The organism is Caballeronia sp., assembly GCF_028292365.1.
Lineage (GTDB): Bacteria > Pseudomonadota > Gammaproteobacteria > Burkholderiales > Burkholderiaceae > Caballeronia.
In genome coordinates, this window is the sequence record NZ_JAQGMM010000229.1 from 1 (window position 1) to 12,033 (window position 12,033).

The following is a 12,033-nucleotide window of genomic DNA, read 5'->3' on the forward strand; positions in this document are numbered from 1 at the left end:
ACGGAGTGATCGACATGGCAATATTGAGCATCATTCGACGCTGGCACTATCGCGATCATGTCTCGTTGCGCGAGATCGCCAAACGCCTCGGCGTATCGAGAAACACGGTCAGGCGCTATATTCGCGCCGGCACAGTGCTGCCGACTTATCCCGAACGCCAGAGCCCTAGCAAGCTCGACGGATTCGCGGCGAAGCTTGCAGAGTGGCTGAACACAGAAGCCAAGCGACCTCGTAAGCAGCGCAGAACGCTCAAGCAGATCCACGCTGACTTGAGCGCGCTGGGTTTCACCGGCTCTTATGATCGGGTCGCTGCATTCGCGAGGCGCTGGCGCCAGGAGCAGCAGGAGCACGCACGAACCGCTGGTCGAGGCACCTTTGTGCCGCTGACCTTTGCGCTCGGTGAAGCCTTCCAGTTCGATTGGAGCGAGGACTGGACCGTAATCATGGATGCGCTGATCTACGGACCATAGCGGATCGGCAAGAGCCGCGCGATCGAGTACGCGCCCGATGTGGTCGTCGCGGGGCATCCATGGAACTGCCGGTTAGGTCTCCCCAATTGCCGCTTCCGAAAAATGCGAATGCGGGTAATCACAAGGGAAACTCGAACCCCTCCATAGCGAACGAATCGGGTAATGCTCGACCCACGTCATCCGCACCTTGCAAGATATTGGTGAACGGCCTGAATGGCGGCGGCCCCCTCTCCGACGGCAGCCGCCACTCTCTTGACGGAGCCACTCCGCGCATCACCGGCTGAAAAGACGCCGGGCCGGCTTGTCTCGAGATCATGTGGCGGCCGGTCCGCCGTCCACTGTTCACATGTATCCGCACCCGTCAGCACAAACCCGTCCTTGTCCAGGGCGACACAATCCCCAAGCCACCGGGTATTGGGCTGGGCTCCAAGAAAAAGGAAAACGTGGCGGATGGGCTTGTGTTCGATCTGCTCTTGCCGGTCCCACCGTATCCCATCGAGTCTGGACTCGCCGCATAACTCGACGATCTGTGTCCGCGTGTGAAGCGTGATGTTGGCGGTCGCGTTGATTCGTCTGATCAAATAGGTCGACATGCTTGCACTGAGTCCGTCGCCGCGAATGACGACGTGGACATGAGATGCGAACCTCGCCAGGAATACCGCAGCCTGTCCGGCCGAATTCCCGCCGCCCACCACAATCAACTCTTCGTTGTTGCAGAACGCACCCTCCATGAAGGTCGCACTGTAGTAGATGCCGCGACCCTCGAAATGCTCAAGACGGGGAAGATCCGGCTTCCGATAGCGCGCCCCAGTGGCAATGACGACAGCGCGAGCGTAAACGCACTCGTCCTGATTGAGGCCAATGTAAAACGATTGGGGGTCCGTGCAGTCGATCGTCAGCGCCTCGATCGGAACGCCGACCTCGGCGCCGAACTTGCGACATTGCGACAGGCCGCGGCCGGCTAGCGCCTGCCCCGATATGCCAGTCGGAAAACCAAAGTAATTTTCGATCTTCGAACTGGTGCCCGCCTGGCCCCCCGGCGCCTTGGCATCCAGAACCGCCACCTTCAATCCCTCCGATGCGGCATACACCGCGGCCGCGAGACCTGCGGGCCCCGCGCCCACCACCACGAGATCGAAGTGCTCGCCATTGAGCCTGTCCGGACTCAGGCCGATTGCGTCTGCGACGGCCCTGTGGCTGGGTTGCCTCAGCACGGAGCCTTGCAACGTGATCACAACCGGAATGTCGGCTTCCGTTGCGTCATAGTGTGTCAGGAGTTCTTTGGCCTCCGCGTGATCGACGATATCGAAGTAGGCCGAGGGCTGACCGTTGCGGCTCAGGAAATGGCGCAAGCGTAGCGTGGGGCCCGAGGACGTACTCCCAATCACCACCACGCCTACGTGTTGGCCCTGGATGAAAGCGACCCGGCGCAAGATATACGCGCGCATGATCGTTTCGCTCAACTCTGCTTCAGCGATCACGAGCGCGCGGAGCGATTCCTCATCAATGACGATGACCTCGCAATCGGAGATCGCGCGTGTCGTTGCGACCGCAGCCCGCCCGGCGAGCGTGGCGACCTCGCCGGTGAAACTGCCTGGGCCATGTGTGCCCAGTAATCGGGGGCCCTGAACGGACGCTCTGGACGCCTCGATCGTTCCGGAGAGAATGGCGAACATCCCGGTGTGCCGGTCACCTTCGGAATAGAGGATGTCGTTGGGCTTCAGCTTGCGTCGCTTGCCGTATCCCTCCAATATCGCCAGTTGCCTCTCATCGAGCGTGGGATACACCTGATGGTAGCGGCTGCCACCTGACGACAGTTCGTTGGGATTGCCTGAAGAGTCTTTGCCCATGGCGGATTCCATCAAGTTGAGACGTGGTCCTTGTCGTGGAACTGCTGCATCCACTAGGGATATGATATCTCCGGTTGCGACCCGCGATCGAGTCGCTCTCTCCGCGGACCATGCACCACGGCACCTGATGCCGGCTACAACAAGGGTATTGTCTCGACTTCATCGTCGCTTTGACGAGTGCGATCCAGTAACCGAAATGTGCCCCGTGTCGAGCAATCATGCGAATCGCGAGCGATGGTGACTTCGACTGTCGCGAGCCGAACTTAAATCAGCGGTCTACTGGGCAGCAGTTCGAGAATCGTCGCCGCGCAGGATCGTCCAAGCATCCGGCTGATAGGCCAAACTTCTGTTACTTGGCTCTTTGTCTCCTACGCGTTAATGGCGCTTTCGTGTAAGACTATTTCGTCTTCGCGCGCATCGCAACGCGGCCATTGAAGGCCCAGGGGAGTAGGCCATCGGACGCGCTGCGTAACGGGCCGCTAGGTCCGCTGCGTCGGTTCGATAGGCGGCTGCAGTGCGACCAGCTAATCTCACGAGGGCCTCGTAGGCTTCATCATATTGTCCGCCGGTAGCATTCCCGGCAAGGCCTCTACAAAGAAATCTGCTTGTAATGCGGCCCCGGCCTGCACGTCATACTGAGCGAAGTCCCGGACACCCGCAGCGAGCAGAACCTCGTCGTCGAGGAAAAAATTGCCCGAACACTCCTTAGCGGGGCGCGTCAGGATAAAGTGGGCCGCGTCTGCGACTATCTCCGGCTTGCGACATGCCGCGACCATGCCCGCGCCGCCAATCTCGTTTCGCACGGCAGCAGTCGCGATGGCAGTTCTGGGCCATAGTGAATTGACTGCGACACCGCGGTCCTTGAACTCACCAGCAAACGCCAGCGTGAACAGGCTCATCGTGTATTTTGCGATGGTGTACGCCGGAAAATCTTTAAACCACTTCGCGTCGCTGACCAATGGCGGCGACAGTGTGAGGATGTGCGGGTTAGATGAATTGAGGAGGTGAGGCAGGCAGGCCTGTACGCATACAAACGTCCCTCTTCCATTGACTCCATGCATCAGGTCATACCGTTTGACGGGTGTGGCAAGTGTGCCAGTGAGTCGAATGGCGCTGGCATTGTTCACGAGTATATCGACGCCACCGAACAACCCAACGGTCTCGGCAACTGCGGCTTTTACGCGTTCCTCGTCGCGAATGTCCACGACAAGCGGGAGTGCCTTGCCGCCAGCCGCTTCGATAGCGGCAGCCGCCGTATAAATCGTACCCTCGAGACGCGGGTCCGGGTCGGCGGTCTTTGCGGCAATGACGACGTTCGCGCCGTCGCGTGCGGCTCTGAGTGCAATCGCGAGTCCGATGCCGCGACTGCCGCCGGACATGAATAGTGTCTTGCCAGCAAGGCTCATGGTCGTCTCCTGAATACTTACCCCAGAATACGCTTACCAGGACGCGCGGCGGTGCTACCAGTCAAAACCTTCGGCCTTCAGGCTGGGATGCAAATCAACCATGCCGGAAGCTACGCGTGAGTTTGTCGCACATCGCACCCGGACACAATGGACAGCGCAAAGGACCGCTGGCCGCGAAATGCCTTGACCCCAAGACCGGAGCGACCTGGCGCGGACGTGGTCCGGCGCCTGCGTGGCTAGCTGCAGCCAAATACCGGACGAGGTTTTTGATTGCCGGCGCTGATATCATGACGGCTGGAACCAGTATCGCGAGCAAAGCTAAACGTCTATGAAACGCTCGGATTTCTTCGCAGCCATCCAGCAGCTAGGTGCCCGCCGCAGACATTTTGACCAAGAATGGTCCACAGGAATGGCAGCTCGATGCGTTCAAAATGCTCTCGGTCTTTCGCCGTTACGACCCATCCAATCTTAGTTTGCAGCCGGCCGTCACTTCCGACGACGAACTCTTCATGCGAACTGCGGAAGCCGCACTCACGATGGCAGGACGCGATGAGTTTGCAGCTTCTCACGCGCTTCTAGAGCAAGCCGTTCTTCTCTTGCCCGCGAGATGAGATTTGTTGGGGCGGATTGCGAAGTCACCGCTTGATCCTGAGAGACACGTTAGCGCGCTGCAACGTTGTTCCGAAGAAACCTTCGACCTCATCCTTTGGATATAAGCCTTCCCGACGGCGACGGCCGCGACGTATGCCGCGAACTTCGTGCTAATGGGCGCGCGCAAAAGACTCGCATTATTACTCTGACAGGACATGTTGATTTAAAGGGTAGCAGTTGCATGTCGGATTTCGATGGATGCATCGTCAATTGCAATGGAAGCGCTGGATGCGCTTCAAAAAGCCGACGAGCCATGGCCGGTGTGAATCGGGGAGTCGCCAGTCTACCTAGGATTCTGAATGCTTCGACGTAGAGGTGCGTACCCGATGCCGGCGTTACCCCGAAACCGTTTCCGTCCCAGCGATGTTCCGGTCCAGGACCCCTCCTATAAGCAGCGCCATTGGTCCGTATCAGTTCGGCACATCCCAAATAACGCGGTGCCTGATGACGGACTGGTGTCATCTAAATCAGGCCGTGCTCTCGCCCTCTTCGCGTGCGCGAGCGCTAATCGGAAAGGGTCATTAAACGACGTCGTCCAATTTCGGATTTTGCATACTCCACCGCGAATTGGCGCGCCTGGGCTTCGGTCGCAAAGCAACCGAGCGCACCGGTTGCTTGTCCGTCACCGTTTTCGTCCGTGATGATGGCCGCCGACCGAAAGCCAGACGGGTCCTGTGTGACGACGGGGACAATCATGCTGCCCATGTAGTTAAGGGATGATAAATGATACATAGACGAATCCCCCCTGTTGCCAAGTAGCAAAACCGAAGCTTTAGTCCGACGTTCCGCCGACATCGCAACTTTCGAAGGATTGCTTGGTAACAGGGAGGAGTTTCGATACTGACCTACTTCTATAGACGAATTCGGAAACGAGGCCGGTGGTGGAAACAATCCATGGCGATGGGAAATATGTTCCTGTCCGCGTTGCCCGCCAATCAATTTCTAAACTATTTCTAAACTGTTAACCGGCCCTTCGAATTTAGCTCGTTCCAGCGCATAGCCACCTGACGTCCACTCCGAGAATGTCTGAAAGTTTGTGGCAGTGTGCAGCGCCGGGAGTCATAACCCCGGCTCTCCAAAGAGTAACATCGCACTCTGGTACAGCAAGCAGGCGCGCTAGCCGACCAGACGTTATCTTCGCCCGCTTTATGGTCATATCAAGTCTTGCTGCGAACGCGCGCTTAGCACTGGACGTTTCGAGGTTGCCAGGAAACTTTGCTTCAGTATTCAACGGAGACTTCATGGCATATACGCGATGGGCTAACTCATTGACGGCGAAGTTTACATGTATCCACCCTACGTCCCCAGAAGGCCGTCGAATAATCGCCTCAGTGCGCGGCAATTTTAAGAAGATTATTTCTGCTCGGTGTTCATTTGAGATTGTTGACAGCGACTCATAGAGTCAGTGGCAAAATTCGCCCGCAAATGATAGGGCTGACCTCATGAACAAAAACGCGCTTCCGAGACTGGTTGCGCGGTTCTATGCTTAGACGGATTCGGGTGCCGAGCAGGCATTCGGCGGCGGGGACTACCCATGAACATGCACCGTCGAGGCTCAGACGATGACCAATAAACCTGTTGGCCCCCTGCAGCGACTTTGCAGGGACATTGCGCGACCAGCGGGAGGCGCTGACCAACCGCTGGATAAAATCCGAGCTACGTGATGCCCGCATCGGACACTGCGATGCGCGTACCTCTAACGGCCATGCCCTGCGCCTCCACCGTGTCCCATGCCGCCACCGTGTCCCATGCCGTCGCCTGGACGAACGCCTCTGCCAAAATTGTTACCGCCACCATCGCTGTGGAAACCGTGATTGTCGTGAAACCCGCCTTCTCCGCGGAAACGCCGAAAGCCTCGGTTGTCAAAAAGACCCTGGGTTGGCGGGGGGCATTGGTAGAGAAAGCCGGCCGCGAGCGCCGGGTTGCAGGCTTGTGCAAAAACAGCCCTCGGCGCGATAAATAAAGCGGTCAGGCCAGTCAGAAGTACAAACATCGTCAGTGACTTGCGCATAGTGTTCACCTCCATATGAACACAACGTTTGGCAGCATGCAAATATTCCTCAGGGACCTGCATTCGACTTGAAACAAATGACGCTGCCTGGGGACCTTGACTGAGGAAAGCATATCAGTAGCGGTCTCGGACCACCTTGCTTGCGATGTGAGCAGTGACCGATGCGGAAACGCAGCGCTCCAATCCGATTGTGTAACTGCGCTCTTGGCCAACTTGAAACGCCATCTTCTCAGCCTGCAATCTCGCCGCAATGCGCGTTATTAGGCAGGCTTCGGCACCGTCAGTAAGAGCCCGTATCCGACGCGGCCGTAGCGCCCTTTTTCTGCATCTTCTTCTGCGACATGTCAGAAGATTTTCCCATAGTGCTTGAACCCGATGCGCCGGAGGTCGAGCCTGTCGCACCGTTACTGTTGGGAGTACTCATCCCGGTTCCACCCTGGCCTGCCCCCGCTCCACCAGCAGTGCCGCCCCCACTTCCGCCGCCAGCTCCTTGCGCGAACACAGCACCGGACAAGCTCATAACCAACGCTGAAGTCAAAATACCTTTAATCGTTGCTCGCATGACAGTCTCCTCTAGTCGTGAGGGTCGCCAGTCGTCGCCGAGATGACGCGATGGCATGGTATGGGGCGCGCAATTCGCGTTCCTCGACCTTTAACTGATTTCTCGCGCGATGCTTGCCCCGAGTTTTGCCCCTGCTCGACCCTGCAAACCATCGTTCAACTCCATGAGATATCGACGAAACAACGCGAACTGGCCCCTCGCTGTAGCTGGCGAAATACAGGTTGCTTCGACCAAGATGCCGCTGTGTCGACCAGTGCTCGTCCGTAGCTGCGCGCAGAGGGCGTAATCCATTCGCCCCTGTAGCTAGCATCATCATTGTCGTGCTGATAATCTGTCACGGGTCACCGAGGCGACTCCAATCGAGTCGCCTAGAAGCTTGTACTTGCGAGGAGACGCAGCATGCTTGAATTTTTCAGATTTACCGAAACGGACGAGTTTGAGGGAGAGACGTGGAATTTCTACGTGCCGTTGACAGATGAGCAAGAAGCGCGCATCCGCGAACTCGTCGCGGCGACCGACGAACACGAAAGTCCGTATTCATTGAGTACGGAGCCGGTAACAGAAGAAGAGGTAGACGATCTGATGGCGACCCTTGGGACGACGACAGTTGTCGCTGAGCACAACAAATGCGGACCACTCGACGCGGACCTTCCGCATACCCTCCACGCGGAAGACGCCTTCTTTCACAAAGGAACTCCGTTTGATGTCATCGAGACCTGTCTCGCACCGAGCGACCACAACCAGGATGACGACAGTGACCCGCAGGACGACTACGTCTGACCGACGCTCCGGCGGGAAGGCATGTTCTCGGTGGTGCTGGCTGCTTTGGCAAAATGCCAGAAAGTAGCCGGTTTTAGCCGGCTTTCCCGCAAACTTCAGTTGTCTCATCAAGAGCGGAGTGTCGGGTGCGGGGGACCATGAGTCTGCTGTTTTTTTGGGAGGGCTATAAGGTTCGGCAAGAGGAAGCCGAGGCGGCTTCCCCTCCAAAGGGTGCGGCCAAAGTCGCGCCGATTTGTTGAATTTCAGCATCTGCAATAGGCCAAGTCAGATTCCGCGCAGTTCTCTGAAACACAACGAACCTGACTGGCGCCCGCGGCGCCTATGCGCGGTCGTCGCGCGCCAGCGCCAAGTGTCACTTCAAACCGCGTCTGCTCGCCTGATGAGGCTTCCTCACCTCTGCCGTTGGGCCGCCTCTCGCTCTGTAAGTTGACAATGCCGCCGCACGCTGTTGCCGGCCCCACCGGCAAGAAATCGACATCTCAGATCGACCTACAACCCGCTCGTGAGCCATCGGTCAGGGGTATGAGGATTCAGAAAACCATGCGTGAACGACAGTCGGCGACTTCTGTTGGTTGTTGATGCGGGAAAGGTCATATCAATATGGATTCCTCATAATTTTTATAATTCATCTGCTTTGACACTGTCTTCTCGCCAAACGACCCGATTACGCCCTTCGTTCTTTGCCCGATACAGATGATCGTCGGCGGCTTTCAATAACTCGGCCGCCGACTCATTGCCACTTAGCCGCAATGTAGCCCCGCCAAGGCTCACGGTGATACGGTCAGCTTCAGTTGAATCCAGGCGCCGCATCGCTAAGCGACCAGTAGCCTCGCGCAGTCTTTCAGCCAATTGCGATGCAGGTTCAGCTCCGGTGCCCGGCATGAGCAATGCGAACTCTTCACCGCCGAATCGCGCTACAAGATCGGTAGCTCGATTCATCCCGTTTGTTAGTACGGAGGCCACCGCCTGCAGGACTCTGTCGCCCATCGCGTGTCCGGCCTGGTCGTTGTAATTCTTGAAAAAATCGATGTCGAGAATTGCCACCGAAAGTGGTTGCCGATCGCGCATCGCGCGCCCCCACTCAAGCGCGTAGCGCTCATCGAAATGGCGTCGGTTCGCGAGCTCCGTGAGGCTGTCGATGTTAGCCAGTGTCTCAAGCATGCGCCGCTGTCGAGCAAGCTGCAGGTGACAGCGGACTCGGGCCAGGACCACGGCGAGATTGAACGGCTTGGTGATGTAGTCCGAGGCACCCAAGGTCAGCCCGTGAGCTTCGTCCTCCGGCGTATCGAGTCCGGTGATAAAAATCACAGCGATGGCCGCCGTGCGTGGATCCGACTTCAGCCGGTTTAGCACTTCGTAGCCGCTGACTTCGGGCATGACGACGTCAAGGAGGATCAGATCTGGAACGTGCTGCGTTGCTAGCGCCAGCGCCTGCTCGCCGTTCTTCGCGAGAATTACGCTATGGTCGGTCTTCAACAAGTCGCCAAGTACTTGCCGGTTGATCGCCGCATCATCAACTACTAGCACTTTCTGCCTATCTTTTTTACTCAAGCGGCCCTCCTGTTCCTAATTGCATCCCGACCGAGGATGCCAGTGCAGTAAGTGACTCAAGGGCACTACGGTACTCGATATCGACGACCGCGGTTCTGACAGCGGCCAGTTGGGTATCCCCCACCGCCCCAGGTCCCATCGCGGCCTGAAGTTCGATCAGCACGTCCTCCGCGCGCGCGTCATCGCCACGAAGCAGATCGGCGAGCCGATTCATCAGCGGACCTAAGACTGCCGGATCGGATGTTCCAGATATCCTGGAGCCCACTTCACCCAGTTGAACCAGGCTCCGAACGAATCCTGACAACGTGTCGGCCAGGTCGGGTACCAGCGCCAGAGCTTCATCGTTCGCACCGCGTCGTAGAGCCTGTTCCACTTCGCTGGAGAGCCACGACAGACGCCCCGCGCCGAGGTAAGCGGCGGAAGATTTCAGTCCGTGGGAAATACGCCCGACAGCGTCGAGGTCACCCTCGTGTGCGTACGCGCGCAGTGCCTGTGCCGTGTGAAGGTGGTCGTCACGGAAGCTGCGTATCAGCCTCTGCAACAGTGCCGGGTTGCGGTTCGTCCGCTGCAGCGCAACTTGCCAGTCGACGCCCGCTAGTGGCGGAAGCCGGCTATTTTCGTGTTCAGCGACAGCTCGCGAGGCGTTCAATCCCGTGATGCTCCTGGGCGTGCGGCCCCTGCGCTCCTGTGGCGCGATCCAGGTCAAGAGGACCTGCATCAGCTCCGCCGGGTCGATCGGCTTCACGAGATGGCCGTTCATGCCGGCGTCCCGACTGGCTTCCAGGTCCCCGGGCATGGCGTGAGCGGTCAACGCGATGATTGGCAGCGATTCGAAACCCGCCATCGAGCGAATCTCACGGGTTGCGCTCAGGCCGTCCATCACGGGCATCTGGAGATCCATCAGAACGAGGTCATATCGGGTACGCTGCACGCACGCGACCGCTTCACGACCATTGTCGGCGACATCGACGTGAATTGGCGCCTGGCCAAGGAATTCGAGTGCCACCTCCCGATTGATCGCGTTGTCCTCGACGAGTAGAACCCGGCCGCCGGAGAGGCCGGCGAAATCCGACGCCTGGTCGCGCTCGAACGTCTCACGCGCCGGCACTACTGGCACGCTGGACCTGAATGCCGGAAACAAGGTCTCGACCAGCATGTCATAGAGCAGCGACGGGTTGACTGGCTTGGCGAGATAGCCGTCCACATGCACGTCCTGCGCCTCCGAGACCAAGTCGTCGCGGGAGTACGCCGTGACCATCATGATGGCCGGCGTGGCAGCAATACGTGCATCGCTCCTGATATGGCGCGTCGTTTCCACGCCGTCCCAGCCGGGCATGCGCCAGTCCATCAATACCAGGTCGATCGGCCGGCCCTCGTTGGAGGAAACAACCAGCTCGTCGAGCGCAGCGAGCCCGGACGCAGCCGTTGTCACCTGCAGGCCGAACGACGCGAGCATCTCGGCCAGCACCTCGCAGGCGACTGCGTTATCGTCTACCACCAGCACACGGCGCTCTTTCATCGACAGTGTCGTGCTCCGCTCGCGGACGATGTCCTTGCGTCCCACTTCGAAACTCGCCGTGAAGTTGAAGCGGCTCCCCTCACCGATACGGCTCTGCACGTCGATGGTACCGCCCATCATTTCAACCAGTTGCCTGCTGATCGCGAGTCCCAGTCCCGTACCGCCGTATTTGCGCGTAATCGAGCCGTCCGCCTGCGAGAACGACTGGAAGAGCTTCGCCAACTGTACGTCAGTCATCCCGATGCCGGTGTCAATGACCGAGAACTGCAGCATGACGGTGTGTTCGTCACTTTCCAGGAGATCGACACCGACGACGATCTCACCGCGCTCGGTGAACTTGGCAGCATTGGTGCCCAGGTTCACCAGTATCTGTCCGAGGCGCAACGGGTCACCGACCAGGTGTGATGGAATGCCAGCGCCTACTCGGAAAACGACTTCCACGCCAGTCGCCTCCGTTTTGAGCGCGATCAGGCTGGATAGATTATCGAGGATGCCGTCGAGTTCGAAAGGGACTCGTTCGAGTACGACTTTGCCAGCCTCTGCCTTGGAGAAATCCAGGATGTTGTTGATGATGCTGAGCAGACTCTCCGCAGAGGCTGCTATTTTCTGGACATAGTTGCGCTGCTGAGGGTTAAGGTTTGTCTTGAGCGCCAGCCGGCTCATGCCAATCACGCCGTTCATCGGCGTCCGGATTTCGTGACTCATGTTGGCCAGGAACTCAGACTTCGTCTGCAATGCCTCCTCAGCGGCTTCCTTGGCCGCGCTAATCGCCTCTTCAGCTTGCTTGCGCGCAGTCACATCGAGTGCGGTCCATACCGTGCCTTTGCTCGGGTCATCGGGATCGAGCATGGCGCCGTGGTCGGCGCACCAGATAGGCGTGCCATCTTTGCGGACGAATCTGGCATCGCCAACATAGATGTGCTCCGCAATGACAAGATAGTCCGCTCCGCCCTGCTCCCACTCTTCATCGCTGCCATAGAGGACCCGGGTCGACTTGCCGACCGGTTCACCCTTGTCGTATCCAAAGAGCTTCTCGAAACCGCTGTTGCACCGCTGGATCACCCGGTCCTTCACGAAGCAGACGCTGACTGGCGTGTGTTCAAGCACCGCGTTCTGCTCGAGTAGCGATTGCGTGAGCATGGCCTTTACTGCCCGGGTCGCCTCTTGCGCAGTGTTTGCCCTCGTGTCGGCTTCTGCCGCTGCTCTAACGAGGCCGTGTCGTTCTCTCAGGTC

Annotated in this window: 8 protein-coding genes and 1 pseudogene; 3 read left to right on the forward strand and 6 right to left on the reverse strand. The window is 58.4% G+C overall.

The annotated features are described in order from the left end of the window. Nucleotides 1–14: 14 nt before the first annotated feature. Nucleotides 15–443, forward strand: a pseudogene (locus JWR14_RS14065) (HTH domain-containing protein); the annotation flags it as partial. A 203-nt stretch (nucleotides 444–646) separates the two neighbouring features. Here the strand turns inward: JWR14_RS14065 and JWR14_RS14070 are convergent. Both JWR14_RS14070 and JWR14_RS14075 read right to left on the reverse strand, forming a co-directional pair. After that, on the reverse strand, nucleotides 647–2,320 hold the full coding sequence (locus JWR14_RS14070; RefSeq protein WP_299707634.1) for a cyclic nucleotide-binding domain-containing thioredoxin-disulfide reductase: 1,674 nt from the start codon (nucleotides 2,318–2,320) through the stop codon (nucleotides 647–649). A gap of 530 nt (nucleotides 2,321–2,850) precedes the next feature. Further along, nucleotides 2,851–3,726: an NAD(P)-dependent oxidoreductase gene (locus JWR14_RS14075; protein WP_299707637.1), complete on the reverse strand. Its 876-nt coding sequence runs from the start codon at nucleotides 3,724–3,726 to the stop codon at nucleotides 2,851–2,853. A gap of 116 nt (nucleotides 3,727–3,842) precedes the next feature. Between JWR14_RS14075 and JWR14_RS14080 the strand changes: the two genes are divergently transcribed. Next, on the forward strand, nucleotides 3,843–4,058 hold the full coding sequence (locus JWR14_RS14080) for an H-NS family nucleoid-associated regulatory protein (RefSeq protein WP_299707640.1): 216 nt from the start codon (nucleotides 3,843–3,845) through the stop codon (nucleotides 4,056–4,058). Between the two features lie 823 nt (nucleotides 4,059–4,881). Here JWR14_RS14080 and JWR14_RS14085 read toward each other — a convergent pair. Together JWR14_RS14085 and JWR14_RS14090 are read right to left on the reverse strand one after the other, a co-directional pair. Further along, nucleotides 4,882–5,109, reverse strand: a complete 228-nt coding sequence (locus tag JWR14_RS14085; RefSeq protein ID WP_299707643.1) for a hypothetical protein — start codon at nucleotides 5,107–5,109, stop codon at nucleotides 4,882–4,884. Nucleotides 5,110–6,033: 924 nt separating this feature from the next. Next, nucleotides 6,034–6,243 carry a hypothetical protein gene (locus tag JWR14_RS14090; RefSeq protein WP_299707646.1) on the reverse strand — a complete coding sequence of 70 codons (210 nt, stop codon included), beginning with the start codon at nucleotides 6,241–6,243 and terminating at the stop codon, nucleotides 6,034–6,036. A gap of 1,106 nt (nucleotides 6,244–7,349) precedes the next feature. On the opposite strand from JWR14_RS14090, the gene JWR14_RS14100 reads away from it, so the two are divergent. Continuing rightward, nucleotides 7,350–7,730, forward strand: coding sequence for a hypothetical protein (locus JWR14_RS14100; RefSeq protein ID WP_299707652.1), 381 nt, complete (start codon nucleotides 7,350–7,352; stop codon nucleotides 7,728–7,730). Between the two features lie 618 nt (nucleotides 7,731–8,348). Here JWR14_RS14100 and JWR14_RS14105 read toward each other — a convergent pair. Beyond that, nucleotides 8,349–9,281 carry a diguanylate cyclase gene (locus JWR14_RS14105; RefSeq protein ID WP_299707655.1) on the reverse strand — a complete coding sequence of 311 codons (933 nt, stop codon included), beginning with the start codon at nucleotides 9,279–9,281 and terminating at the stop codon, nucleotides 8,349–8,351. Further along, nucleotides 9,274–12,033, reverse strand: a 2,760-nt coding sequence (locus tag JWR14_RS14110) for a response regulator (RefSeq protein WP_299707657.1), incomplete at its 5' end; no start/stop codon positions are given. The genes JWR14_RS14105 and JWR14_RS14110, both read right to left, overlap by 8 nt.